The organism is uncultured Draconibacterium sp. (assembly GCF_913063105.1).
Lineage (GTDB): Bacteria > Bacteroidota > Bacteroidia > Bacteroidales > Prolixibacteraceae > Draconibacterium.
The window spans coordinates 99086-126042 of the sequence record NZ_CAJXYQ010000009.1; the positions used below are offsets into that span (position 1 = coordinate 99086).

Here is a 26957-nt window from a genome sequence, read left to right on the forward strand (position 1 = left end):
CAAATAAGTGCAGAATGTGTGAAAGTTGACCTTTTCGACATTTTAAAATGGGATGGTAAGAATATTGGAGGTGGCGCACCTTTACAAGCATGTATAAACACGAAAAGGTAAAGAACTGAATTCTTTACCTTCCCGCAAAATATACTAAGATCTTTTAATTATCTTTTATGTCTTGGCTCGTCTGAAACGCTCAGTTTTTTTCTGCCTTTTGCTCTACGGGCTTTAATTACTTTACGACCATTAGCTGTCGACATTCTCTCTCTAAAGCCGTGCTTATTCTTTCTTTTTCTATTTGATGGTTGAAATGTACGTTTCATTTCTATAAAGTTTTACTTGTTTCTATTCAGAATTTTCGGACTGCAAAAATAGTTCTTTTTTTATTTCTTCCAAAAACTTCAGTGTTTTTTTATTTAAAATCCCGCTTTTTGTTTTGTTTCTTAAAATCAGTTGTTTATCTGTTTTTGCAAAATCATTTTTTGCCTGATTGCAGGTGTTTACTTAAAATCAGTTTTCTTTTTTTACTGAAAAGCGGAACCCAATACCGTGCAGGTTGGTAATTTTTACCGAAGGGTCGGCTTTAAAGTATTTTCGTAAACGCGAGATAAACACATCGAGGCTGCGTCCCAGGAAATAATCGTCTGATCCCCATACTTTTTCAAGTATTTCGTTTCGGCTGAGTACTTTGTTTGTGTTTTTTGCAAAAAAACGGATAAGCTCTGCCTCTTTCAATGTAAGGCTGCGTGTTTCGCCGTTCAGTGTTAACGAAAGATCGTCGAAATGAAAATCGAAGTTTCCAATTTTTATTACAGCGGCCGATGTGTCGTTAACAGGTTGCGACTGACTGCGTTTAAGAAATATTTTAATTTTCAGCAGCAGTTCTTCCATGCTAAAAGGCTTGGGGATATAGTCGTCGCCACCAATGGTTAAACCTGTAATTTTATCTTCCGTCATGCTGCGGGCGGTTAGAAAAATTATGGGAGTTTGTTCGTCGGTTTTGCGTATGGTTTCTGCAACCTGGAAGCCATCAATTTTCGGAAGCATCACATCTAAAACAATTAAATCGAATTGATTTTCCTTAAAAAGCGAGAGGGCCATTTCTCCGTCGGATGCAACTTTAACATCGTAATTGTTTTCCGTTAAATTGTCTTTTACAATAAAGCTTAGTGCCTCGTCGTCTTCAACCAATAATATTTTAAATGCGTCTTCTTTCATGGTTTATTTCGGAATGGTTAAACAAAAAATACTTCCTCCTTTGGGATTTTCAAGAACTTTTATTTTCCAGTTATGGGTTTTTACAATTTTAAATACATAGTCGAGGCCAAGTCCAAATCCTTTTACATTATGCACGTTTCCGGTTGGTATTCGGTAAAACTTTTTAAATATCCTTTTGCGATGTTCCTTCGGAATTCCAATGCCATTATCAATAAAACTTAACTCAATAAGCGCCGGCTTTTCTAATAATTCGATTTTTATCACAGGGCTATTCTCGCAATATTTTGCAGCATTTTCAAGAATGTTGGAAACCAGGTTGGCAAAATGAAATCGGTCGGCCATAATCTCATAATCAGCTTGCTGGCCTGTCAGTTGAACTTGTGCATTTTGCCCTGCTTTTGATCGTTGAAACTGTTCACATGCATCCTGTAAAAACTGGTTTAGATTTATTTCCTCAAGATTTAAATGGATGCGACTTTTTTCTATAGATGCCAGGTTTAGCACTTTCTCCACATTTTTCGAAAGACGGTTGGTTTGTTCTTGAATAATGCGTGTGTAATTAAAAAGCCGTTCGGGCGATTTTAATATATTTTCATCGTTAATAACCGTAGCCGCCAGTGCAATTGACGATATGGGAGTTTTTAATTCGTGCGTAAGATTATTGATAAAATTTTTCTGAATTTCGGAGAGTTGGCGCTGACGAATAATGACCCATAAAGTGTATCCGAAAAAGAAGATGACCAGGGTTAATAAAGCCGTTAAAAAGTACCAGATAGACAGTTGCGAGAAAAAATACGATGAGCGGTTGGGAAAGTGTAAGCCAAAATAATTGGAGTAATTCTCGTTTAAAGGGAATGAATAGGTTGACAACTCCTCGTTATCATCTATGCGTACCATTGTTGTTTCGTCCATCTGTTCCTGCCCGGGATTGTAAATGGCAAATTCAAAATCGGAATAAATGTCGTGCCGTTTAAATTGGGTAATCAGGTTTTGTTTTAAAAGATCTTTATCGATAGCTACGCCCACATTAACCAGGTAAGTGTTGTTCGAGATTACCTCAACCGGGGTAATGCTGTCGAAATTTTCGGTGGTTCCGGTGGCCAGCATCACCTGCCAGGCAACCTCTTTTAATGCCACGCTGGCGCTCTCCTGAAATTGTTTCTCTGAAAGGTTATACGAACTGCGTATAAACGCAAATTGCACCAGAAATACGCCAACAACAGATACAGTTGCCAGCATTATTATGTATTTAAGCGCTTTACCTTTCATTTAACATTACTTTAGCCACGAAACTACATATTTTTTTATTTGTCGCCTGTAGTTAACAACTCATTAACAAAATATTGCATTCGGTTAACAGCACCTATACCGAAGCATTTTTACATTTGTTTCAGATTATTCTCAACAAACAAATTTAATGAATATATTATGAAACGAACTTGAACTTATTTAATCATAGCTACACAAACAAGAATGATTAAAAAGGTTTATGTGAGTTCCTGAATGTCTTCAAACTTATTGAACATTCAGAAATCAAAAAATTTTAAAAAGATGAAACGAATTTTACAATTATTGGCCGTATTTTCATTGGTTGTTGCTTTTCATTCAGCAATGGCTCAGGGAAGTGCAAAAATTGTGTTTGAAGAACAAACCCACGACTTTGGAAATTTCAAAGAATCAGATGGTGTTCAAACCACATCTTTTTCGTTTACCAACAATGGAGAGGCTCCATTGGTACTCTCGAATGTACGTGCATCATGCGGTTGTACCACTCCGAAATGGACCCGCGAGCCAGTTGCTCCCGGACAAAAAGGAAGTATTGATGTAAGTTATAATCCTAAAAACCGCCCGGGCTCGTTTAACAAATCGGTAACGGTTAGCTCAAACGCCGAAAACCGCACTGTTGTTTTACGCATCACCGGGAAAGTTGAACCACGCGAAAAGACCCTGGCAGAAAAGTATCCGCGAAAAATTGGTGCTTTACGGGTAAAATCAAACTACCTCTCGTTTGCCAAAATAAAAATGGGCGAAGTGGTGACAAAAGAGCTGGAGCTGGTTAATGATACTGACAAACCTGTTGAAGTGGGTTTCCGAACAGTGCCAAAACACCTTCAGGCTAAAGTTGAACCAGAAACTATTCCTGCAAACGGTACAGGTAAACTTATTGTAACTTACGATTCTGATGCCGCCAATACTTTTGGTTTTGCTTCGCACCGTATATACCTGTCGCTTGATGGTAGCAACGATTACAAAAGCTCGGTAGGTGTTAGTGCAACAATTGAAGAGGATTTCTCTCACTTAACTCCTGAAGAGCTGGCAAATGCGCCGGTTGCTAATTTTAATGAAAAATCGGTTGATTTTGGAGAAATGAAACAAGGCGATAAAAAAGATCATACCTTTACCTTAACCAACGATGGTAAAACAGATTTAATTATCCGCAGAGTGCGTTCTTCTTGCGGATGTACTGCCGTGGCACCTTCGAAAAAGGTTATTGCTGCAGGCGAAACCGCACCTATAAAGGTAACTTTCGACTCGCGCGGAAAGCGTGGCCGCCAAAGCAAATCAATTACTGTAATTACCAACGACCCGAAAACACCAACTTCAACACTCCGAATTTCGAGCAATGTTGTTGTGCAAAGTGCAAGCTAAGTTTATTTAAAGTCAATAATACAAGAGGTGTTGCAGGTTTAACTTGCAGCACCTTCTTTTTTGCTGTACTTTTGAGCGATAAAATTTACCCTAATGTCAGAAACAGATAAGCACCATATCGAAAACGATCCTCAGTTTAAAGGTCTGAATGTAAACTCCGGAGTTGAGCAACCCGAAACGGTAAACAACGACTCGGTAAAGCGCTTTTTACAGAAAAAACGAAAACTGCTTCCGGTTGAAGAATATGTAAATGGTATTTTGAAAGGCGACATTACGCTGCTAAGTAAAGCGGTTACGCTGGTGGAGAGCTCAAAAGCCGAACATCAGCAACTGGCGCAGCAGATTATAAAAGCCTGTCTTCCGCACAGTGGAAATTCCGTGCGGGTAGGAATTACAGGGGTGCCTGGAGTAGGTAAGAGTACATTTATTGAAGCACTTGGAAAGCTGCTTACCAGCCGCGGTGAAAAATTAGCCGTATTGGCTATCGATCCGAGTAGCGAACGAACAAAGGGAAGTATTTTGGGTGATAAAACCCGGATGGAAGAGTTGGCCAGCGATAAACTGGCGTACATTCGTCCAAGTCCGTCGGCAGGGTCGCTTGGTGGAGTAGCACGAAAAACGCGCGAAACCATAATCTTGTGTGAAGCAGCAGGGTATACCAATATTTTTATTGAAACGGTGGGAGTTGGACAAAGCGAAACAGCAGTGCACTCCATGACCGATTTTTTCCTTTTATTAATGCTTGCAGGCGCCGGCGACGAGCTTCAGGGGATAAAACGCGGCATAATGGAGATGGCCGACCTTATTGCCATTAATAAAGCCGATGGTAACAATGTGGAAAAAGCAGAAATGGCAAAAGTGCAGTATAAAAATGCCATTCACCTGTTTCCAAAAAAAGATTCAGACTGGGAGCCTAATGTGCTAAGCTGTTCAGCCTACAATAAAGTGGGAATTGAGGATATTTGGGGGCAGATTGAAAACTATAAAAAGCTCACAAAGGGCAACGGTTACTTTTTCAGGAAAAGAAATGAACAAGCTACCTACTGGATGCATGAAACCATTCAGGAACAATTAAAACGGAATTTCTACGACCATCCGGAAATTAAAGCCCAGTTACAGGTGCTGGAAAATTATGTGCTTGCCGACAAAATGAGCTCCTTTGTTGCTGCCGGAGAATTACTTGACAGGTATTCGAAATTAAAATAAGTCAACACATTTAAACCCGATGTTTTGGTTGTTCCGGGTTTTGTCGAACTAAAGCCTGTTCAAAACAATCGTCTTCCTTGGGTAAAGAAGCATTACGTTTCAATTAAAAAGTGGCAATTGGCTGATTGTTGAATTTCACGGGTAATCCGGCAAACTTTCCTGTTTTACATCTTTTAAAAGCTTTTGAAAAGAAGTAAATTTGTAAGAACCTTTCTGATTGTGAGGTGTTACTTACATAAATCAAATATCAATAAATTTTAAAAAATAATGAATTACGATGTTATAGTTATAGGTAGCGGCCCCGGTGGATATGTTACAGCAATTCGCGCTGCACAACTGGGGTTTAAAGTTGCTGTTGTTGAAAAGGAAAATCTTGGAGGAATTTGTTTGAACTGGGGGTGTATTCCCACCAAGTCGTTACTAAAAAGTGCACAGGCTTTTGAATATGCCGCACATGCTGCTGATTATGGAGTAACTATTGAAGGAGAAGTAAAACCTGATTTTGAAGCAATGGTGAAGCGAAGCAGAAATGTAGCTGATGGCATGAGCAAGGGGATTCAGTTTTTATTCAAGAAAAATAAAGTAGAATCGATATTTGGCTGGGGAAAACTTACAGCTAAAAATACGGTTGAGGTTACCGCCGAAAATGGAAAAAAGACTTCGTATACGGCAAAACATATTATTCTGGCTACCGGAGCACGTTCGCGCGAGCTGCCTAATTTGCCACAAGATGGTGAAAAAATTATTGGCTACCGAAAAGCATTAACCCTTGAAAAACAACCTAAAAGTATGGTGGTTGTTGGATCTGGAGCTATTGGCAGCGAATTTGCCTACTTTTACCATACCATTGGCACAGCAGTTACGCTTGTTGAGTTTATGCCAACCCTGGTGCCAAACGAAGATGCTGACGTGGCAAAACAACTGGAGCGCAACTTCAAAAAATCAAAAATGAAAGTGATGACCAGTTCGTCGGTTGAAAGTGTTGATACATCGGGCGAAATATGTAAAGTTACAATCAAAACAAAAAAAGGAGAAGAGGTTGTTGAAGCAGATGTTGTACTGTCGGCTGTTGGAATTTCTCCAAATACTGATGGGATTGGTCTGGAAGAACTTGGTGTAACCACCGAGAATGGCCGCGTAAAAGTTGATGAATATTACAAAACAAATGTTGAGGGGGTTTATGCCATTGGCGATATTGTTGACGGTCCGGCGCTGGCTCACGTAGCTTCGGCTGAGGGAATAACTTGTATTGAAAAAATTGCAGGTTTAAATCCGGAGCCGGTTGACTATGGAAATATTCCGGGATGTACCTATACAAACCCTGAAGTATCATCGGTAGGCTTAACAGAAGCTAAAGCAAAAGAAGCAGGCTACGAAATTAAAGTGGGTAAGTTCCCTTATTCGGCCAGCGGAAAAGCAAGTGCAGCAGGCCAGAAAGACGGTTTTGTTAAACTGGTTTTTGATGCCAAGTACGGAGAATTGCTTGGTGCACATATGATTGGCGGAAATGTGACCGAAATGATTGCTGAACTGGTAGTAGCTAAAAAACTGGAAATTACCGGACACGAGCTGCTAAAAACCATTCATCCGCACCCAACCATGAGCGAAGCAGTAATGGAAGCTGCTGCTGCCGCCTATGATGAGGTTATTCATATTTAAATAATAATTAAGTAATATAAAGTAAAGAACCCGAGGTGTTTAGCTTCGGGTTTTTTTGTGTGTTAAAAACCGAACAAACGACACTAATGTTCGAAACGTTTATAAAAAGCTGAAAATCAATTAGAAAGTTTTTGTATTTAAGAATAAATTTTAATTTTGCCTGTCAGACATCAACTACAGAGACCGTATTATTTCTCAGAATTACTATTGTTAAATGAGGGAGATATTCTTTAATAAAAATTCGAAATAAATGAAAAAACTAACATTGGTAGTGGCATTTTCTATGCTGCTTCAAATTGTATTTGCAGGTGGTTTACTAACCAATTACAACCAAAGTGCACAATATATTCGGATGATGTCGCGAAATGCATCATTAGATATTGATGCGGTATTTTACAATCCGGCGGGCTTGGTAAAAATGGAAGATGGCTGGCATTTTGCCTTTTACAGCCAAACTATTTTTCAAACCCGCGATATTGATACACAGTTTCCAACTTTGAATACAAGTCACTACGAAGGTAAAACAACAATACCTATTTTTCCTGATTTGTATGCAGCCTATAAAAAAGACAAGTGGGCATTTTCATTAGGAATAGGGCCAATAGGTGGTGGCGGAACAGCAGAGTTTCCCGGAGGAATTCCAACACTGGAGATTCCTTTTTCAATGTTACCGGTTGCCTTGTCTGACTTAGCTTTAATTAACCCGGCTTTAGCTGTTACAAGTTACGACCTTGATATGGCATTAGAGGCTTCATCAACATTTTGGGGTATTCAACTGGGTGCATCTTATGCACTAAACGATAAATTCTCGGTTTATGGGGGTATGCGCTTAATGCCATCAGTAAATACTTACGAAGGAGCTATTCGCAATATCCAGATTAACGGAACACCTGCTGTGGCCTGGTTAAATGGGTCTGCTACGCAACTGAGTACAATGGCGGCAAATCTCAATGCACTAGCAAATTTGCCGGAAACATTGGCCCCAATTCTTTCCGTTGCTGGAGAGTTTACATTAGATCAGTTGGTGGGGGCAGGCCAAATGGATCCGGTACAGCAAGGTCAAATTGAGGCAGGTTTGCAATTAATGGGACTTTCATCTGAGCAAATTGCGGCTATGAATCTTAACCAGATAAATGGTGCATATGTGCAAGCCGCACCTGGTTTTATTCAAAATGCACAAACGCTTAACGGAACAGCACAAACACTTACCGGAACCGCCGGGCAAATGAACGACAAAGAGGTGAAAACCAAACAAAAAGGCATGGGTTATACCCCGATAATTGGTGTTAATTTTTCGCCGAACGACGACTGGAACTTCGCTGTAAAATACGAGTTTAAAACAAAGCTTGTATTGGAAAACGAAACCGAAGTTGATCAAATGGGCTTGTTTCCTGATGGAGCAGAATCTTCAAACGATGTTCCTGCAATTTTTACGGCCGGTGTTGGATATCGTGGTTTAGACTGGTTAGAAGCACAACTTTCCTATAATATGTATTTTGATAAAGATGTTGATTATGGGTACAATATCCGATATTCAACAATGGGCGAGCAGGTGCACCGCGATATTGATGGCAACTATTGGGAGCTGGGCCTTGGATTGCAGTTTAATGTAAGTGATAATTTTGCTTTTAGTGTTGGTGGATTACGCTCGAAAAATGGTGTATCACCACAGTACCAAAGCGATTTTAGTTTTAGTAATTCGTCGCATACCCTGGCTGGTGGTATTATGTGGAAAATTACTGACAAACTTACTTTTGATGCCGGTATTTCAAATACTTTTTATGAAGACGATACTGTGACATTTAATCATGCAAGTGTTGGAAGTTATGACGAAACGTTTGGCAAAACAACCTTGAGTATTGCAGCCGGTATTTCGTACAGCATATTTTAAACCAATAACAATATAACGCAAAAGCGGAGGACATTTATTGTTCTCCGCTTTTTTATTGCTTAGCATTTGGTTTAAATCGCTTTGGCTTCAATATGGCAATCAAAGTCCATGTTTACAACAAAGTCTACCGGTGCAGTATTCGTGGTTCCTGAAACGGTAATTGTAATTTCTTTAGTTGAATTAAGAATTGAGGCCGCCTGAATAAGTTTAGCGTTATCAACTGATGGTTTAAAGGTGTTGTTCTCTCTTGAAATATCTGTTAGCGAAACCAGTATGCCCACATTGTCAACAGAAACATCAAGCGTTTTAACCAGTTCTCCTTCTCCCAAATTGCCAATAACTAACTCCAGTTCATTGATGTCAATCGATTTTAGTTTGTTCAAATAATCTGCGATCTCGCTAATGTCGCTGAGTTTTGTAGTTTGTGTTTCAGAAAATGCGAAATCGGCGCTGGCTGATTTTTGAATACTGGCATTCGTTTCAACAACGGCTACCGGAATGTTCATCGAAAGGGTTGTGTCAAACTCAATGGTATTGGCATCTTCAATTTTGTCGCACGAAAATAACGACAGTGCAAAAACTAATAATACAAAATAAATGTTTTTCATGTGATTTGTGATTAATGTTAAAGCGGCAATATAAGGCATTATTGTACCTGTGTCAATAGCAAAATAAAAAAAGGGTTGATTTTTATCAACCCCTTTTGGAAGAACTAACTGTGAAATTACTGGAATACCTACTCCAGTTCAAAAATTTTATTGTAGACTTCGTCGTTAATAAGCTTGGCTGTAAGTACAAACTGTTTGGTGCCGGTTGCTTTTAAATCCGAAAGGTCGTAGCGAAATTCTTTTGTAAACCAGGCCTCGCAAAGATCGCCATTGGCATTATGCCTTATTTCGAATGTTGGAACGGTGGAGCTACTTGCTGTCCATGGGTGCATACGGGCCAAATCAATTGTGTGTTCCTGGCAGCCACCGCTGTATGAAAGTTTAAAGTATAAACAATTACCATCTACATAAGCTTCATGAATATGAACAGGGTCGCGGGCCAAACTGTCGTAATTCTCAAAATATAAATCAATGTATGGCGAACACGATAATTCTTCAACGTAAGTTACTTCGCAGGGAACTCCCTGGCTGCATCCAACCATTACATTGGTTAATTCGGTGTATGTAATAAGTACGCGTTGCCCCTGTGTAAAAGTAAAATTCTCGGGGTAATAGAGCGGAAGAACTTTGTTGCCGTTGTCAAGTTCAATAATAAATCCACAGTCGCCTGCCCCAGCGTAATCAACAACAGTTCCGGTTTCGTCAAACGAAAGTATTTCATCATCCTGGCAACTGGTAAATAGAATAAGAAATACGGATAGTATTACGACTAATCGTTTCATGGCATTATAAATTGTTTTTGGTATAACGTAAATAACTTACGTTTATTTTCTATTCCTCTTTTTCCGGGTTTTTTACGGTTCCCAGGAATAAAATAGCACCAGTGTCTTTTTCGGTAATGGCATATAAAAAAGGCCGGTTTACGTTAAATTGCTTATTTTGTGGACCTACCGAGGTAAGTTCAATAGCTACTACTGTTACTGCTGCAGCTTCAGTACCCTTTTCATTTACTTCAATAAAAGTTTTATGCTTTACGTAGTCGATATTCAGATTGCCATTTTTGTTGATGCCGGTAAAGTCAGCTTGCCCTCTTCTAAATGCAATTCCCATCCCCATATCGCTTAGTACATCATTTAGTTTTATTTCGTATTTATATTTTAGACGAGGAAGCTTTAGGTCAATATTAACAGTGTCGGTAAAGCTTGCCATCCATGTTTTCCAATTGCCAACACTTAACTCCTCAACAATATCTTCTACCGAATTTTCTGCTTGGGGAAGAAATACAAACATGTTGTAATTACCGGCACCATAGGCTAGTTTAACGGCCTCGAATAAATTGTTGGAGTAGTAAGGCAACGATTCTGTTTTTATCATGGTGGGCACATTAATTGCTGTTTCGCTGTTCAGATAAAATGGCAGATTTTTCGTGTTGTCTTCGTCAAATTCGGTTTGCCAAATGCCTTTAAAATAAATAGCATTTAGTAAAAACATAACATGTTCGGCACTAATATTGTCCAGTATTTTATCTATTTTATTGTGCGTTTTATCTGCTACCCAATTATTAATGGTTTCTAAAGCCCGGGGCGAATTAAAGTCCAGGCCTTCTACCTCAGCGTCATAATAGTTTTGGTTGGTAGAAACAAAATCGCGTTCAACGGCAAAGCCATTTTTGTAGTAAATGGCATTGGCAATTTCTAAAATAACCTTTGGGTCGAGCGATTGCAGAGCAGCCACTAGCGAAGCATACGATTGATTAATTTCTTCGGGTGTTAAACCATAAACTTTAAGGGTTTCTTCCATCGCCTTTTTTGTTTCGCCATTTGCCCCGTTGTATGTCATGGCCAGCGCCAGGCTAACGCTGAGTGGCGACACCATAATGTTGTCGTATTTTTCTTCTTCGTCATATATTTTCTGAAAAAGTTCAAGCCCGAACTCATTTTCTGCTTTAACAAGTTGTGCCGACTTCTCGTCCAGTTCTATTTTTTTTATTGGATCGGTACCATCGTCGTTGCTGTTGCATGCACTTAAAAATAACAAGGCAATTCCAAGAATTACCGAAATGAATGGTTTCATAATCAAACGTTTTAGCAAATTTACAAACCATAGATGCAAAAATGCAAGTTAAGGTTGCGTAACGAATGTTAAAACGTTTTTAAGAAAAACAACATGTGCAGAAAAATGAAAAAAGAAATTGCAGAAGCACGCAACCTTTTTTTTAGGCAGTACATCTAACCTGTGATTTTAATTTGTGAGGACCTACTGTTAAAGCAGATGCCAAAAAGTAAGATTAGAGCAGAAGCATTATTATCTGTACTTTTGGGTGAACTTTGCGAAAGATTTTGGAAGACCTGAAAAAAATAATAAAAGATTGTGCTTCGGGGAAACAGCGTGCACAAGAACAACTATACCAAATGTTTGCGCCTAAAATGTTTGGAGTATGCTTGCGCTATGCTAAGGACAACACCGAAGCAGAAGATAATCTGCAGGAAGGATTTATTAAGGTGTTTCAATATATTGATCGGTTTAGGCACGAAGGTTCATTGGAAGGTTGGATACGAAGAATAATGGTAAATGTATCACTCGAAAAATTCAGGAAACAGCATTTAATGCATCCTGTTGAGGATATTAGCAAGTTCGAGAGCCAGTACATTTCAGACGATATACTTGCCGCAATATCGGCCAAGGAGTTAATCGCTCTGATACAGGAATTGCCTCCGCGTTACCGTATGGTTTTTAACCTTTTTGTAATAGATGGGATGAACCATCAGGAGATTAGTGATGAAATGAAAATAACGGTGGGAACATCGAAGTCGAACCTGGCAAGGGCCAGAGATATTTTGAAACGTAGAGTGAAAGAACTGTACGGAGATATTGAAACAAGTAATTACACTGCCGGATGAGCAAGAGACTAAATATTGACGATTCGATTAAAGAAAAATTGGACGGCTTTTCTGCTGCTCCGCCACCACATGTTTGGACAAATATTCAAACAAACATGGCTGCCCGGCGCAAAAAACGTCGTTTAGCTTATGTCGGTTGGATATCGGCAGCAGCAGTGGTGGTGCTGGCATTCATTGCCGGGTGGTATTTTAGCGGGCAAAATACTATCGTGCAACCAATGTTGGTTGAGCAGCAACAAGCTACAGCTAAGTCAAATGCCGGTTTGTCAGCCGCTCAGGATGCCGAAATTGAAGGAAAAGCCGAAACGTCAGCAGGTATTTCTGAACTTATTGCAAATTCAAACACCGAGCCCATAACTGCAATAATTATTTCTGAGAACTCAACGGCAGAGCAACCCGGGCGTGATGGAGAAATACCGGAAACAACAGGAGGTGACGAAAAATTAGATGAGCACTACAGTTTGTTGCAAAGTATTGATGCATTTTTAGCTAAAAATATGCCCGATCTTAGGTTGCAACAAGTACAGAACAAACCTGTTGAGCCTTATTTAACAGCGGCTGATGAAGTGTTAATAGCATCGAATATAAAAACATTTGAAACGGTAAAAAACAAAGAGAATGGATGGATTGTTGGCGCACACGTGTCGCCCGGCTATTCATCGCACTCAGCGCAACATAAGGATACTTACTCACAGAATATGACCTACCAAAGCGATAACGGTGGAGGAAATGTGGGAGGAGGAATATCGGTGCAGTATAAAACCAGTAAGCGCTTACGTGTTGAAAGCGGTGTTTACTACGCTAAAGATGGACAGAAAGCAAAAAATTCGTTTAATTTATTTGCGTTTAAAAATGATGCTGATTATATGACCTCACCAGAGTTTTCGTATGATGATGCACAGCCCGCTTTTTCAAATGTTGTTACCGCAGGAAGCGAAGGAATTGCCATGAACAGTACTGCCGGAGTAATAAAAATGCAAGCTACCCCACAAGGGGCGCAAATTGCTGCTAATTTAGAAACAGACAAGGCCCGGGCTGATAATGTATTGTATGCCGATGGCGAGTTTTCGCAGGTTTTTGAATTTGTGGAAATTCCGTTGTATTTACGTTATAGCATTTTGGATAAGCGCCTGGGCATTGAATTGCTTGGTGGGGTAAATGCCGGATTTGTGATTGGAAATAACGCTTATCTTGATAATAACTATGGTGTGCAAAACATTGGTAGCACTGCAGATATTTCAACGCTGAATTTCTCCGGAACATTAGGTGTAGGTGTAAACTATATGCTTGGTAAACATTTCTCGCTGGCACTCGAGCCGCGCATAAATTATTACTTAAACTCAATCAATAGCAATCCCGATGTGGATTACCGGCCATATCGTTTGGGTGTTTATACCGGAATATATTACGAGTTTTAAGGCCATGCTAATGCTAAGCTTCCGGATCAAGCAGCCATTTTAATGCCGCTTCTTTTGTAGAGAATACTTTTACCCTGAATCCAATTTCTCTATTCACTTCCTGCTCAAACAGCAAAGATGCTGCGGTAGAAAAAGGATCGTTAATAACAATGCCCTGTTTTTTTCCATTAACAATGTCTACAATATTGCGCATAAAGTCAACAATAAGGCTCACATCGTTAGGTGTCATTTTAAACCGAGCTTCAGTGTAGTCTGATAAAAGATTATAGCCGCCTGCAGTAAACTCCGGCATTTTTAAAAACTCGTTCACCCAAACATATCCTATGTCTTTTTCTTCAAGAATTCCGTTATGCTTATACAAAATAAGCTTACGTGAATGATCGGATGTTACTGAATAATTCATCAAGTAAATGTGTGCTTTGTTTCTTCTATTTTGTTGTTTTTTGTTTGTGACGTCTTATTAAAATTAATTAAAAATCATTGATATTCAAAGTGTTGTGTGGTTTTTTTGTTTGGTTTTGCATACTATTATTATGTACGAAGGAAGATATTGGATAGCGCTATGCAGAAGCAAGTAGGCCTTAAGAGGGCATTATTATAAACTAAAGGTCAATAAAAAACTATAATGAAACAGTTATCTACGTTTACGATTAAAAACTCATTCCAACAAGTAAAACTGTAAACCTCATGAGAATGTGAAATTTTAAGTTTTAAAGACTGAATTCACACAATTACAGCAAAACAACAGTAATTCTTTTATATTTTTGACCCCAATTCAACAGGGCCTAAACGATTCAGCTGGTAATCCATGTGGTGTTCGTTTTACACAAATAATAAAAAAAGTACGGAGTCTTTTAATTTTTTTAAATGAAAACTGGAATTTATATCACAAATACCGAAAGCCAAACAGGAAGATCGCTTGTAACGCTTGGTGTTTTAAAAGTTTTGCTTTCAAAAGTAAGTAAGGTTGGCTACTTCCGACCAATTATTAACGATTATCCAAAAGGAGTTCACGATAATCATATCGAAACCATGTTAACGTATTTCAACCTCGATATGGAATACAAAGATGCCTATGGCTTTACCATGTCGCAAGTGGTTAAGTATAAAAACATGGGGCAGGAGGCACGTTTGATTGACCAAATGATTGACCGTTATAAAAAGCTGGAAGAGCAGTATGACGTGGTGGTGGTTGAAGGCTCTGATTTCGAAAACAAAGGTATTTCTTTTGAATTTGATTTGAATGTTGAATTTGCCAAAAACCTTTCAGTTCCTACCATTTTGGTAAGTTCGGCAAAAGATAAGCAGATGGATGAGGCCATCTCAAATCTTGATTTGGCTGTAAAATCATTTGCTGAAAAAGATGTGGTTGTGCAATCGGTTGTTATGAACCGGGTGAAAGCCGGAGATTGCGAACAGATGAAAGCCGAACTAACGAAAGTAATTCCAGAAGGTACGTCAATTGAAATTATTCCGGAAATAAAAAAATTGGGAAGTCCAACCATCCGAGAAATATACGAAGCCATTGGTGGTACAATTTTATTGGGCGAAAACCTGTTGTGTAAACAAGCCGACCGCTACGACGTAGGAGCTATGCAGTTGCGAAATTACCTTGATCGGGTGGAAGAAAACAGCCTGATAATTACACCTGGCGACCGTTCTGATATTATTTTGGGAGCTTTACAGGCCAATGCCTCATCAAATTACCCAAACATAGCAGGTATTGTGGTTACCGGAGGTATTGCCCCCGAGCCTCAGATACTTAAACTTATTGAAGGTTTGCCAACTATTGTTCCTATTATTTTGGTGGATGATGTAACTTTCGTTGCTGCCAATAAAATAGCCAATGTGAAACCAAAAATTACACCCGGTATAACACGAAAGCTCGACCTGAGTATTTCTACTTTTGAAAAGTATATTGACACTGAATTCCTGATTGATAAATTCAGAAGTTTTAAAACAGATGTGGTTACCCCGCATATGTTTCAGTACAACCTGGTGGCCAAGGCAAAATCGAAAAAACAACACATTGTTTTACCCGAAGGAACCGACCCACGTATTTTACTGGCCGCAACCCGTTTGGTAGACCAGAATGTTGTTGAAGTTACCCTACTCGGAAACAGAGAAGAGATAATAGCTAAAGCTGCCGAAATTGGTGTGAAGATTAATGGAAACATTAAAATTGTAGACCCTGCAAAATCAGAACATTACGAAGATTACTGGAGAACCTATCACGAGCTGAGAAAGCACAAGAACATACCCGAAGATATGGCACAGGATGCGCTGGCAGATGTTTCTTACTTCGGAACCATGATGGTTTATAAAGGCCATGCCGACGGAATGGTATCGGGTGCAGCCCATACCACAGCGCATACAATTATTCCTGCCTTACAATTTGTAAAAACAAAACCGGGAGTTAAAACCGTGTCGTCGGTGTTTTTTATGTGTTTAGACGACCATGTTTCGGTAATGGGCGATTGTGCAGTTAATGTGAGCCCGAATGCCGAGCAACTGGCAGAAATTGCTGTTTCGTCAGCCGATTCGGCAAAAGCATTTGGCATCGACCCAAAAGTTGCCATGTTATCGTACTCTTCAGGTACATCCGGTTCGGGAGCAGAAGTAGATAAAGTACGTGCTGCTACCGAAAAAGCGATCAGCATGCGCCCGGAACTAAAAATAGAAGGACCAATACAGTATGATGCTGCCGTTGACCCGAGTGTTGGTAAAAGCAAATTGCCCGATTCGCAGGTTGCCGGGCAGGCCAATGTTTTGATTTTCCCCGATTTGAATACCGGAAATAATACTTACAAAGCTATTCAGCGCGAAACCGGAGCGTTAGCCATTGGCCCAATGTTACAAGGCTTAAATAAACCGGTTAACGATTTAAGCCGTGGTTGCACTGTTGATGATATTTTTAATACAGTTGTAATTACTGCCATTCAGGCGCAGGAAGGGTTTTAAAAGCGTAAAATCAACTGATTTACGATAGTGGGCAAGGTGTTGGCAGAACGGTTCAACTGCTTGTTCATTACCAAACTTTTAACGATATATTTTAAAATGAATATTTTAGTAATTAATGCAGGTAGTTCGTCAATTAAATATCAGCTTATTGATATGAATACTGAGCTGCCATTATCGAGTGGAATTGTTGAACGCATTGGTCTTGAAATGGGGGTTATTAAACACAAAACCTTTACCAGTGGTGCAGAAGAAAAAACAATTGAAGAATTTCCGATTCCGGATCATGGTGTTGGTTTGAAACGTGTTTCGGAGTTACTTATGGATGCCGACAAAGGCGTAATTAGTGACCCTTCAGAAATTAAAGCTGTTGGACACCGCCTTGTACATGGTGGCGAAACTTTTACCCAAACCGTTGTAATTACCGACGAGGTAAAAGCTAAAGTTAAAGAATTGTTTCCGTTGGCGCCTCTGCATAACCCGGCAAACCTTATTGGCGTTGAGGTAGCAGAGAAAGTATTTCCTAACGCCACGCAGGTTGGTGTTTTTGATACTGCTTTTCATCAATCAATACCTGAGAAAGCTTTTCGTTATGCCTTGCCCGAAAAATTTTACAGCGAATTGCGCATTCGTAAATACGGCTTTCATGGAACATCACACAAGTTTATTTCCGAAAAAGCAATTGAATACCTCGGAAATCCTGATGCAAAAATCATTACTATCCACTTAGGCAATGGTGCATCAATGGCAGCAGTAAAAGGCGGCGTTTGTGTTGATACAACCATGGGAATGGGACCTCTGAGTGGATTAATAATGGGAACCCGATCGGGAGATATTGATCCGGCAATTATTTTTTACCTGGCACAGCAAAAAGGGTATTCTGTTGAGGAAATTTCTGATTTGTTAAATAAGGAAAGTGGCATGAAAGGCCTCACCGGTTTAACCGATATGCGCGATGTGGAAAAACGCCAGCGTGAAGGGGCACCTGATGCTGTTCTTGCCTTGGAGATGTATGCCTATCGCGTAAAACATTTTGTAGGAAGTTATGCCGCAGCAATGAACGGTGTTGATGCTATTGTTTTTACCGCCGGAATTGGGGAAAACGATACTTCTATCAGACGAATGGTGTGCGAAGATATGGATTACCTGGGAATAACCTGGGATGAAGAGAAAGATAAAAACCGTACAGACAGCCTACACGAGATTAACACTGCAGGTGCTAAAACAAAGGTGTTAATTATTCCAACCAACGAGGAGTTGGAAATTGCCAAACAATCGTTGGAGCTTGTAAAATAACCGGCTCATCAAAAAAAACAGAAAGGAAGGCGTGTTTACTAAGCACGCCTTCCTTTTTTTTAGCGTGAGCAAGTTGATAAGCTTACACCAGTTTTTTTATTATTTCTAATAAATCGTCTTTATTAATCGGTTTGGTTATGTAGTCATCACAACCAATTTGTATAGCCTTTTCGGCATCGCCGGCAAGGGCAAATGCAGTTTGAGCAATAACCGGGATTTTTGGGTTAATTGCTTTAATTTGTTTTGTTGCTTCAAAACCATCTAATACGGGCATTTTTATATCCATTAAAACCAAGGCAATTCCTGGCGTGCTTTTAAATATCGAAACAGCATCTAAGCCATTTGCCGCGTTAATTACCTTGTAACCGTTTTTTTCTAAAATTAGTTTTAAGAAATGAAAACTTGTCAGGTCGTCTTCGGCAATTAAAATGGTATTATTTGTTGTTTGAATGAGGTTCTTTTCTTCTGAAGATTTAGCCATTTCTTTTTTTGTTTCAGTTACTCTTTCTGCCGGTTTTTCTGTGTGCTGGTTATTAACCGTGAAATAAAAGGTGCTGCCTTTGCCGTATTCCGATTCAACCCAAATGCTACCACCCAGAATTTCGGTGTAGGCTTTGCAAATAGCAAGTCCGAGCCCCGATCCCTCGTAACCACGGGTAATTTCAATATGCCCCTGGGTAAATCGATTAAAAATGGCATTCAGTTTGTTTTTCTCAATACCTTCGCCTGTATCTTTTACCCAAAATTTTATTGTGTCGTTAAGGGGTTCACAACCAGCCTCAATTTTTCCGGTATGTGTAAACTTTATTGCATTTTTAATCAGGTTCGATAAAATAGATTCCAGTTTGTTTTTATCGGTATAAATGTGGGTTTTGTCGCTTATGCACGTTTCATAATTTAAATCGAGGCCTTTTTTATCTGCTTCTGGTTTAAAGAAATGAATTAAATCGCTAAGTATTTCGCGAAAATCGAGCCATTGAAAATGAGTAGGGGTATCGCCTGCTTCAATTTTTGAAAACTCGATAATATCGTTAATTGTTGAAAGTAAACGATTGCCACTTTTTTGCACAGTAAGCGAGTAATCCTCTCGTTGTTGGTCGCTTAGGTCAGGTGATTGCAATAACTCGATGAAGCCAATAATTCCATTCATCGGTGTTCTGATTTCGTGGCTCATATTAGCCAGAAAAGCCGATTTTAAGCGATCAGATTCTTCCGCTTTTTCTTTAGCTTGTTGCAGGGCTTTTTCTGTTTTTTTGATATCAGTCATGTCGCGAAATTCAACAACCCGTACCTGTTCTCCATGGTAAGGTATCATACGGGCTTCCAACCGGGCCGGGTATCTTTCGCCGTTCTTCTTTAAACCTGTTACCTGATAGGGTTTTTCATATTCACTCAGAATATTGTTCATTACTATTTCGCGCGATTCTTCAGCAACAAGAAGCTCAATGCCATTGGCACCAACAAGTTGCTCGTAGCTGTAACCCGAAATTCGTGACAAGCCATCGTTACAGTCGAGAATAATACCTTTTTTGTGAATGGCAATTCCTCCAAACGATGCATCATGCAACAGTTTAAAACGAGCTTCATTCTCTTCGGCCTCTTTTTTGGCTTTTATTAGTTCTTTTTCGTAATGCACACGTTTTGATATATCCCGGTTGTTCCCCCGTCTGCCCAGGTATTTCCCTTCTTCATCGTACACCGGAATACAAAAATGTTCAATCCAAACAGGATGACCATCTTTGTGAATAATCTTAAAATCACTGGTGTGTATTGGCTCTCGCGAATGAAGAATTTCTTCATGGTGCTCCTGTATTATTTCACTATCATCAGGATGAACTATTTGGTTTATTAAGTCGGGATTATCGTAAAATGCACTGGGAGGGTATCCGGTAATTTGCTCGCAGCCATTTGAAATAAATTGAAAATGGTTATCGGCATCTAACCAATATTCCCAGTCTTTGGTATTATCGGCCAGTATTTTAAATTTTTGCTCGCTTGCTTTTAGCTCATTCTCAGCTTGTGTTCTTGAGGTTATATCATGAAAAACACAGTAGGTTTGTTTGAAACTTCCGTCGGGTTTATAGCCAATGGTGCCATCTAATGAGATGTTGATGTAATGCCCTTTTTTATGTCGGAGTTTAAATGGTATGTTGTTCACATATCCGCGTTTTAAAAACATCGGAAAATTCAGGTCGTAATGGGCTTTCCAGTCAGGGTGCAGAAAATCGCGATAGTTTTTACCAATTACTTCGTTACGTTGATAGCCCAGTGTTGAAAGCCAGGCCGGATTTACATCGTAGAAATTTCCTTTATCGTCTAAACTTTGATAAGGGAGTGGAGCATGCTGGTATAAATTTCTGAACTTTTCTTCCCTTTTCTTTAAAAGCTCCTTTTCTTCGGTTTTTTCTGTAATGTCGTGAAACAATGTGGCAAAGTACCCTGGTTTTATTCTGGTAGCAGAGATGTGAAAATGCTTACCCATTGGTTCAAAAGAGGCTTCAAAATCGATTGGTTTGCCTGTTTTGGCCACATTTGCGTATTCTTTGAGATGAGGGGCCGGATTATACTTGTAGAGTTTACTGGCCAGTTGGCCTGCTGCCTCTTCCTGTTTGATGCCCAATATTTTTTCGTAAGCTTTATTTACCTCAAGTATTAGGTAGTCGTTTGGGTGCCCATCTTTGTCTTCAATTAGTTTATGTATGGCACAACCTTCACTCATATTTTCGAATAGAAAGCGAAATTTTTCCTGGTTCTCCCATGAATCTTCAAAAAGTGGCTTTTTATGTGTTACATCGCGTCCAATGCCCATAATACCTGATAAATTCTGGTTGGTATCGTATAAGGGATAAAAAGTGATCCGGAAATGATTTATATTGTTGTTTTCGAGCCTGGCTTCAACCTCTTGTTCCACAGTTTCGCCAGAACTTAATTTCTTAATCATGTGTTTTAGCCAATCTTGCTGAACATCAAGAGACAGTAAATCAAAAATATTTTTACCTAAAACCTGTTCTGCCGGGCATTGAAAGAGTAGCTCCGCGCTGGAATTACATGTGGTAATCTTTCCTTGCAAACAGGTTGCAATAATTGGCTGATTTATGGAGTTTAACAGGTAATCGGAAGGTACTTTAATGGGATCCTTTTTTGCCATAATTTAGGTTTTAGATATAACACAGGTGCCAATTCTTTTACAATGTTTTTCAGTGAATTAGAATTAGTTTATGAAGTTAGCTATTTTAATGATTGCACGGAAATAGAACTCATTATTTGATTGCTATTTTTCTTCATCTCCAGGCGAGTAAAATTTTCCTTTTTTTAACCACTCTAAAGCCGCTTTGTCAGTGGAAAAACAGCGGTATTTATAGCTTTTAAGCGGTGCCACCATTTGCTGAAAAATTACGCCCATTGCTGTTTCAAAAGGAGTATCTACCAGATCGGCATGCCGAACTTCTCGTCGGTTTCTGGTCAGTTTTTTTATTTCTAAAAAGAATTCCCGCATTTCACCTAATGAAATTTCCAGCTGCGAGTTGCGCGAATCTTCCAGGATGTAAACCGTATCAAATTTTCCAAATTCATTTAATAGCTTGTGCAATACCACTTTGGTTTCGGAGTGAGTAATTTTGCCTTCTTTGGTTATGTAAATAATACGGTCATCGGGATTGTATTTTATTTCCAGGTTCTTCATGCACCAATAAATTATAATCTGCAGTTAAAAAAGCGTAGATTAAAGCTAATAAAATTAACCGAAAATAGCGCAGCTATTTATATCTGTATTTATAATGCTTGCGAAAATGCCGTTTGTAAGCCAGTCGTTAATTGAATAATCTTTGAATGGATTCAAAAAGGCGGTGTTTATGAATTGGTTTCGAAACAAAATCGTTGCAACCCGATTTTTGTGCTTTTCGAATATCTTCGGGCTGGGCAAATGCCGATTGGGCAATAATTTTTACGTTATTGTTAAAGGCCCTGATTTTTTCGGTAGCATTGAAACCATCAAGTATTGGCATTTTTATGTCCATTAGTAACAGGTCAATATCCGCATTTTCCTGAACGAGTTGAACAGCCTCTTGCCCGTTGTTTGCAATTATTATTTCTGATGCAATTTCATTAACCAGAAGTTTTAATAATTCAATTGATATAGGGTCGTCTTCTGCTATCAGAATCTTTAGTTTTTTATTAATTAAGGTGCTGAAATTTTGCCGGAAGTCGTTCTCCGAAATTTTTGTTTCGTTGGTTGTGAGTACAATGGGCAACGAAACATTAAAGGTAGTGCCTTCTCCAACATTCGACTTTAAATTTATACTACCGTTTAACATTTCGGTGTACGATTTTGTAATTGAAAGTCCTAATCCTGAACCCTCAAAAACTCTAGAATCGGCTACATCTGCCTGTACAAATCGGTCGAATATGGCTTGCTGACGGTTTTGTGGTATCCCCACTCCTGTATCGTGTACGTAAAAATGAATGGATTTATTACTTAATGTATAGCCAAACTCTATAGTTCCGGAGGCGGTAAATTTATAGGCATTTTTAATGAGGTTGGTTAAAATAGAGTTGAGCTTGTCTGGGTCGGTATGTAAAAGACTAACCGGTACTCCATTGTTTTCATTTACCTTAAAATCAATCCCTTTTTTGTGCATTGATGGTTGAAAAAACACATAAAGCTCGTTGATTAATGCCGAGAGGTTTATGTCTTGCATATTCAGGTTAACCATGCCTGATTCAATTTTCGATATGTCAATAATATCGTTAATTGTGCTAAGCATACGGTCGCCACTGGTTTGAATTACATTAATAAATTCATGTTGCTGCTCTGTAGTCAGGTCAGGCTCTTTCAACAGTTCGGTAAAGCCAAGAATGCCATTCATTGGGGTGCGTATCTCGTGGCTCATGTTGGCTAAAAACGAAGATTTTAACTTATCGCTTTGCTCCGCTTTTTCTTTGGCTTCCCGAAGCTCTTTTAAGGTTTGTTTTTTTTCGGTTATGTCTTCTTTAACGGCAATAAATTGTGTAATCCGTTTTTGCTGGTCGAAAATTGGCGATATGTTGGCTTGCTCCCAGTAGCGTTCTCCGTTTTTTTTCTTGTTTAAAAACTCACCAAACCAAATGTTTCCTGCTTTTATGGTTTGCCACATCTCTTTATAAAATGCCTTGTCTTGCTCGCCTGATTTTAAAATTCTTGGGTTTTGACCAAGTACCTCAGCTTTATGGTAACCCGATTTTTCTTCAAAAAATGGGTTTACATACTCGATGTTACCATCGGCATCGGTAATAACAATGCTGGCGGGGCTCGATTCTATTGCCTTCGATAACATTTCGTTGGCACGTTCAAGCGTTTTTCTTCTGGTAATATCGCTAATAAATCCTTCGAGCAAAATTTCCTTATCGTTGTATATTGCTTTGCCCCTTTCCCAAACCCATTTCTCGGTATCGTTTTTAGTTTTTATGCGGTACTCAAGCTCATAAGACTTTTTTTCAGCAATTGAATCTTGAATCGTATTCCAAACATATTTTTTATCATCCGGGTGAATAAGGTCATCATATCTTACTGTGCCATTTGTTAATTCTTTCGGATGATATCCAAACAGGCTAAAGCATCCTTCGCTCATAAAATTCATGCTCCAGCTTTCGTCGTTTTTGCAATTGTATGCCACCCCGGGCAGATTATCGAGCAGGCGGTTCAATTGTTCCCTGCTTTCTTTTACAGCTTCCTGAAGAAAATAGCGTTCTGATATGTCGCGAACTGCAGCAATTCTAACATTTTTCCCTTTAAAAGGAATGCTGCGTGCTTCTATCTCAGCGTATCCAATGGTTCTGTCTTTTTTTCGCGCTGAAACCACAAATGGTTTGGGAATGTCTTTTTGCAAACTCTCTAATGCCTTAGGCCAATCTTTTTCGAGAATAAAATCTGATAAAAGATTTTTGCCAATAAGCTCTTCGCGTGAATAGCCTGTAATACGCAGTAAGGTTTCGTTTATTTCAAGAATTTTTCCATTATCGTGTATAATAATACCTTCAAATGAGGCTTCAGACAGAAACCTGAAGTGGGCTTCTCTTTCCTTTAGCTTTTCGAGCGTTTTTTTTAATTCCGAGTTGTCATGAAGCATTACCTGCAGTGCAGGACTGTCATCGAAACTGGTGCTAACTACGGTAACATCAACAGGCACCAAATGCCCGGGTTTTGTTAGGGCCACCGATTCGTAGTTCAATTGTTTTTCATCGCCATGTAGTCTTTTGGCGTGAATTTCTTTAACTTTTGCTCTTTCTTCGGGGGCAACAAATTTAGTAAAATCTTGTCCCAGAAGCTCTTCTTTTGAATAGCCTGATAAAATGCAGAGCGATTGGTTAACAAATTTTATCTCACCATCCTGTAAAATAAATAATGCATCGTTTAGCGAGTTAATCAGGTTGCGGTAGCGTATTTCACTGGTTTTAAGTTCATCATCCTTGTATATTCTGCCCAATGCCATACCAAGGTTGTTACAAATATCGGTAAAGGTAAGTTCCTCTTTTGGATGTTCAGCTTCTTTGGCAGGTATGGCAGCGCATAATAATCCATGTACCTTTTTATCATCGGCAATTGGTGCCAGAAAAGAAGTCCATACATTTGTATCAATATCAGCAGTAAATTCTGCCGGAATATTTGTTGTAACTGTTTGATTTAGTTGAGTAACACCGGCTACAAGTTTTTCGAAAAGTTGACTCTTATTTACCAGGCGCTGGATTTTGTTTATCTGATTGTTTTCTCCGGCACCGGCAAATGATGTTAACACTTTGTCATCGTCGAATAATGCTATCCATGCTAAGTGATAACCCCGTGTATTAACCAAAATACTGCACGTGTTAGTTATAATAGGTTCGGGCTTTTTTTCAGAAAATACCAAACGGTCTATTTCACGCGTTGTGTCAATAATTTTATGGAGGTGGATAATCTTTTGGTCAGCCTGGTTTATCATCACGTTTTCACCTTTTTTTTAAGAATTGAGTACTTCTTCCCGTTCTCTGAAGAGGGCACAATATAGTAAAATTGGCGCATAAATAGGTGGAGTAAATTCGTAATTGAAAGCAAAATACGGGATTATAAAAACCAAAAAAAAGGCGCCTCAATAAAGCGGCGCCTTTTACATTTTTATGTTTTTGCAAATTATGCTAATAGTTCTTTTACCTGGTTGTACACATTTTCTCCGGTGTAACCAAGTTTGTTATCCAAAACTCCAGCCGGAGCAGAGAATCCGAATGACTCAAGACCGAAAACTTTTCCATCAGGTCCTACAAGTCCTTCCAGGGTTACAGGTAATCCGGCAGTAAGTCCAAATTTTGTAACACCGGCAGGTAAAACTTCTGCCTGGTATGCTGCACTTTGTGTGCGGAACAAACCTTCTGAAGGAACTGATACAATGCGGCTTTTTACGCCATCTTTTGCCAGTAATTCGGCTCCGGCAACCAGGGTGCTCACTTCTGAACCACTTGCCAGAAGAATTACATCGGGTGTACCTTCACAATCCTGAAGGATATACGCTCCTTTTTTGGCTCCCTGGGCTGTCTCGTAAGTTGTTACGTCTTTTATGCCTTGTCGCGACAGGATAAGCGCCGTTGGTGTATCGGTGTTTTCCATAGCCATAGCCCAGGCCACAGTTGTTTCGTTACCATCGGCAGGGCGAAGCACCAACATCGAGTTTTTGTGGCTGTGGTTTTGTAATTTCTCCATCAAACGTATTTGAGCTTCCTGCTCAACCGGCTGGTGGGTTGGTCCGTCTTCACCAACACGGAATGCATCGTGTGTCCAAATAAATTTAACCGGAAGTTCTTGCAAGGCTGCAATACGAGCTGCCGGCTTCATATAATCGCTGAATACAAAGAAAGTTCCACATGCCGGAATTATACCTCCGTGCAGTGCCATACCATTCATTATAGAAGCCATGGTTAGCTCGCAAACGCCAGCTTGTAAAAATTGTCCGCTAAAATCACCTTTTTTAAAGGCTGTAGTATTTTTTAAGAAACCGTCGGTTTTATCAGAGTTCGAAAGGTCGGCTGATGAAACCACCATGTTTTCAACTTCGTTGGCAAATACCGAAAGTACAGCTGCTGAGGCACCACGTGTAGCAACACCTGCTTTTTGTTCTATTTTGCTGTAATCAATTTCAGGAATTTCGTTGGCAAAGAAAGCTGTAAGTTTTGCTGCTAATTCAGGATTGGCAGCAGCCCATTTTGATTGCTCTTCTTTTTTTGCCGCTGCCGCTGCAATTAATTCTGCTTTACGTTTCTCGTAAAGTTCTTTAACATCATCAAAAATTACAAATGGGTTTTCCGGATTGCCACCCAGATTTTCGATGGTTTTAGCGAACGATGCTCCCGCGCCACTTAAAGGCTGGCCGTGTGTAGAGCATTGACTTTCGAAACTTGCACCTTCTTCGGTTACTGCACCTTTACCCATAATTGTTTTACCAATAATAAGGGTTGGCTTTTCTGTTTCGGTTTGTGCTTCTTTTAATGCTGTGCGAATGGCATCGGCATCGTTACCGGCGATGGTAACAACTTTCCAGCCCCAGGCTTCGTATTTTTTTGCGGTATCTTCAGTAGTAACTTCTTCGGTTTCTGTCGACAGCTGAATGTCGTTTGAATCGTAGAACATAATCAGGTTGCTTAATCCCAGGTGACCGGCAATTCGCCCTGCACCCTGCGAAATTTCTTCCTGAATACCACCGTCAGAAATAAATGCATATGTTTTGTGTGCCATCCACTCGCCAAAGCGGGCTACCAAAAAGCGTTCGGCAATGGCAGCACCAACCGCCATAACGTGTCCTTGTCCGAGCGGACCTGATGTGTTTTCAACCCCGCGTTCAACATCAACTTCGGGGTGGCCGGGTGTTACACTTCCCCACTGACGGAAATTGGCAACATCTTCCATACTATAAAAACCTGCCAGTGATAAAATGCCGTAAAGCATTGGAGACATGTGTCCCGGATCAAGGAAAAAACGATCACGGTTACTCCATGTCATGTCTGATGGGTCGTAATTCAAGAATTCGGAATAAAGAATGTTGACAAAATCTGCTCCACCCATTGCTCCTCCGGGGTGGCCCGATTTGGCTTTTTCAACCATTGCTGCAGCTAATATTCGAACATTATCAGCTGCTCTTACTTCAATACTTTTGCTCATTTT

At 39.6% G+C, this 26957-nt stretch carries 19 protein-coding genes; 8 read left to right on the forward strand and 11 right to left on the reverse strand.

Features of this window, described 5'->3' with window-relative positions; translation table 11 throughout:
• Positions 1-158 precede the first annotated feature (158 nt).
• The 3 genes from rpmH to QZ574_RS10905 form a co-directional block, all read right to left on the reverse strand.
• Complete coding sequence (gene rpmH / locus QZ574_RS10895; protein WP_163345235.1) at positions 159-317, reverse strand: 50S ribosomal protein L34; 159 nt, start codon at positions 315-317, stop codon at positions 159-161.
• A 187-nt stretch (positions 318-504) separates the two neighbouring features.
• Entirely contained in the window at positions 505-1212 is a 708-nt protein-coding gene (locus tag QZ574_RS10900; protein WP_297089515.1) for a response regulator transcription factor, read from the reverse strand.
• A 3-nt stretch (positions 1213-1215) separates the two neighbouring features.
• Positions 1216-2481, reverse strand: a complete 1266-nt coding sequence (locus tag QZ574_RS10905; RefSeq protein WP_297089516.1) for a HAMP domain-containing sensor histidine kinase — start codon at positions 2479-2481, stop codon at positions 1216-1218.
• Between the two features lie 282 nt (positions 2482-2763).
• Here QZ574_RS10905 and QZ574_RS10910 point away from each other — a divergent pair, with 282 nt between their 5' ends.
• The 4 genes from QZ574_RS10910 to QZ574_RS10925 all read left to right on the forward strand — a co-directional run bounded on the left by QZ574_RS10910 (position 2764) and on the right by QZ574_RS10925 (position 8617).
• The gene (locus tag QZ574_RS10910) at positions 2764-3861 is read left to right on the forward strand and encodes a DUF1573 domain-containing protein (RefSeq protein WP_297089517.1); all 1098 of its coding nucleotides are present in this window, start codon (positions 2764-2766) and stop codon (positions 3859-3861) included.
• A 93-nt stretch (positions 3862-3954) separates the two neighbouring features.
• Positions 3955-5067: a methylmalonyl Co-A mutase-associated GTPase MeaB gene (gene meaB, locus QZ574_RS10915; RefSeq protein WP_297089518.1), complete on the forward strand. Its 1113-nt coding sequence runs from the start codon at positions 3955-3957 to the stop codon at positions 5065-5067.
• Between the two features lie 267 nt (positions 5068-5334).
• Complete coding sequence (gene lpdA / locus QZ574_RS10920) at positions 5335-6726, forward strand: dihydrolipoyl dehydrogenase (RefSeq protein WP_297089519.1); 1392 nt, start codon at positions 5335-5337, stop codon at positions 6724-6726.
• Between the two features lie 250 nt (positions 6727-6976).
• Positions 6977-8617, forward strand: a complete 1641-nt coding sequence (locus tag QZ574_RS10925) for a hypothetical protein (protein WP_297089520.1) — start codon at positions 6977-6979, stop codon at positions 8615-8617.
• Positions 8618-8688: 71 nt separating this feature from the next.
• On the opposite strand, the gene QZ574_RS10930 is transcribed toward QZ574_RS10925, so the two are convergent.
• The 3 genes from QZ574_RS10930 to QZ574_RS10940 form a co-directional block, all read right to left on the reverse strand.
• The gene (locus tag QZ574_RS10930) at positions 8689-9225 is read right to left on the reverse strand and encodes a hypothetical protein (RefSeq protein WP_297089521.1); all 537 of its coding nucleotides are present in this window, start codon (positions 9223-9225) and stop codon (positions 8689-8691) included.
• Positions 9226-9353: 128 nt separating this feature from the next.
• The gene (locus QZ574_RS10935) at positions 9354-10007 is read right to left on the reverse strand and encodes a NigD-like N-terminal domain-containing protein (protein ID WP_297089522.1); all 654 of its coding nucleotides are present in this window, start codon (positions 10005-10007) and stop codon (positions 9354-9356) included.
• 49 nt (positions 10008-10056) lie between these two features.
• Entirely contained in the window at positions 10057-11298 is a 1242-nt protein-coding gene (locus tag QZ574_RS10940) for a serpin family protein (protein ID WP_297089523.1), read from the reverse strand.
• A gap of 254 nt (positions 11299-11552) precedes the next feature.
• Here QZ574_RS10940 and QZ574_RS10945 point away from each other — a divergent pair, with 254 nt between their 5' ends.
• Entirely contained in the window at positions 11553-12125 is a 573-nt protein-coding gene (locus tag QZ574_RS10945) for a sigma-70 family RNA polymerase sigma factor (RefSeq protein WP_297089524.1), read from the forward strand.
• Positions 12122-13543: a hypothetical protein gene (locus tag QZ574_RS10950; RefSeq protein ID WP_297089525.1), complete on the forward strand. Its 1422-nt coding sequence runs from the start codon at positions 12122-12124 to the stop codon at positions 13541-13543. The genes QZ574_RS10945 and QZ574_RS10950 overlap by 4 nt, the downstream gene beginning before the upstream one ends.
• Positions 13544-13556: 13 nt before the next feature.
• Here the strand turns inward: QZ574_RS10950 and QZ574_RS10955 are convergent, their stop codons facing one another.
• Entirely contained in the window at positions 13557-13946 is a 390-nt protein-coding gene (locus tag QZ574_RS10955; protein WP_297089526.1) for a hypothetical protein, read from the reverse strand.
• Positions 13947-14410: 464 nt separating this feature from the next.
• Here QZ574_RS10955 and pta point away from each other — a divergent pair, with 464 nt between their 5' ends.
• Both pta and QZ574_RS10965 read left to right on the forward strand, forming a co-directional pair.
• Positions 14411-16504: a phosphate acetyltransferase gene (gene pta / locus QZ574_RS10960; RefSeq protein WP_297089527.1), complete on the forward strand. Its 2094-nt coding sequence runs from the start codon at positions 14411-14413 to the stop codon at positions 16502-16504.
• A 96-nt stretch (positions 16505-16600) separates the two neighbouring features.
• The gene (locus tag QZ574_RS10965) at positions 16601-17797 is read left to right on the forward strand and encodes an acetate kinase (RefSeq protein ID WP_297089528.1); all 1197 of its coding nucleotides are present in this window, start codon (positions 16601-16603) and stop codon (positions 17795-17797) included.
• 82 nt (positions 17798-17879) lie between these two features.
• On the opposite strand, the gene QZ574_RS10970 is transcribed toward QZ574_RS10965, so the two are convergent.
• The 4 genes from QZ574_RS10970 to QZ574_RS10985 form a co-directional block, all read right to left on the reverse strand.
• Positions 17880-20945, reverse strand: coding sequence for a PAS domain S-box protein (locus QZ574_RS10970; RefSeq protein WP_297089529.1), 3066 nt, complete (start codon positions 20943-20945; stop codon positions 17880-17882).
• Between the two features lie 123 nt (positions 20946-21068).
• On the reverse strand, positions 21069-21479 hold the full coding sequence (locus QZ574_RS10975) for an STAS/SEC14 domain-containing protein (protein ID WP_297089530.1): 411 nt from the start codon (positions 21477-21479) through the stop codon (positions 21069-21071).
• 127 nt (positions 21480-21606) lie between these two features.
• A complete protein-coding gene (locus QZ574_RS10980; RefSeq protein WP_297089565.1) occupies positions 21607-24750 on the reverse strand; it encodes a PAS domain S-box protein in 3144 nt (1047 codons plus the stop codon).
• Between the two features lie 188 nt (positions 24751-24938).
• The gene (locus QZ574_RS10985; protein WP_297089531.1) at positions 24939-26954 is read right to left on the reverse strand and encodes a transketolase; all 2016 of its coding nucleotides are present in this window, start codon (positions 26952-26954) and stop codon (positions 24939-24941) included.
• Positions 26955-26957 lie beyond the last annotated feature (3 nt).

Coding starts and splice junctions, on each gene's coding strand:
- pta (WP_297089527.1), top strand. CDS start 14,411: ATGAAAACTGGAATTTATATCACAAATACCGAAAGCCAAACAGGAAGA.
- QZ574_RS10985 (WP_297089531.1), bottom strand. CDS start 26,954: ATGAGCAAAAGTATTGAAGTAAGAGCAGCTGATAATGTTCGAATATTA.
- QZ574_RS10930 (WP_297089521.1), bottom strand. CDS start 9,225: ATGAAAAACATTTATTTTGTATTATTAGTTTTTGCACTGTCGTTATTT.
- QZ574_RS10965 (WP_297089528.1), top strand. CDS start 16,601: ATGAATATTTTAGTAATTAATGCAGGTAGTTCGTCAATTAAATATCAG.
- QZ574_RS10955 (WP_297089526.1), bottom strand. CDS start 13,946: ATGAATTATTCAGTAACATCCGATCATTCACGTAAGCTTATTTTGTAT.
- QZ574_RS10975 (WP_297089530.1), bottom strand. CDS start 21,479: ATGAAGAACCTGGAAATAAAATACAATCCCGATGACCGTATTATTTAC.
- QZ574_RS10950 (WP_297089525.1), top strand. CDS start 12,122: ATGAGCAAGAGACTAAATATTGACGATTCGATTAAAGAAAAATTGGAC.
- QZ574_RS10910 (WP_297089517.1), top strand. CDS start 2,764: ATGAAACGAATTTTACAATTATTGGCCGTATTTTCATTGGTTGTTGCT.
- rpmH (WP_163345235.1), bottom strand. CDS start 317: ATGAAACGTACATTTCAACCATCAAATAGAAAAAGAAAGAATAAGCAC.
- QZ574_RS10940 (WP_297089523.1), bottom strand. CDS start 11,298: ATGAAACCATTCATTTCGGTAATTCTTGGAATTGCCTTGTTATTTTTA.
- QZ574_RS10970 (WP_297089529.1), bottom strand. CDS start 20,945: ATGGCAAAAAAGGATCCCATTAAAGTACCTTCCGATTACCTGTTAAAC.
- QZ574_RS10935 (WP_297089522.1), bottom strand. CDS start 10,007: ATGAAACGATTAGTCGTAATACTATCCGTATTTCTTATTCTATTTACC.
- meaB (WP_297089518.1), top strand. CDS start 3,955: ATGTCAGAAACAGATAAGCACCATATCGAAAACGATCCTCAGTTTAAA.
- QZ574_RS10900 (WP_297089515.1), bottom strand. CDS start 1,212: ATGAAAGAAGACGCATTTAAAATATTATTGGTTGAAGACGACGAGGCA.
- lpdA (WP_297089519.1), top strand. CDS start 5,335: ATGAATTACGATGTTATAGTTATAGGTAGCGGCCCCGGTGGATATGTT.
- QZ574_RS10905 (WP_297089516.1), bottom strand. CDS start 2,481: ATGAAAGGTAAAGCGCTTAAATACATAATAATGCTGGCAACTGTATCT.
- QZ574_RS10925 (WP_297089520.1), top strand. CDS start 6,977: ATGAAAAAACTAACATTGGTAGTGGCATTTTCTATGCTGCTTCAAATT.
- QZ574_RS10980 (WP_297089565.1), bottom strand. CDS start 24,750: ATGATAAACCAGGCTGACCAAAAGATTATCCACCTCCATAAAATTATT.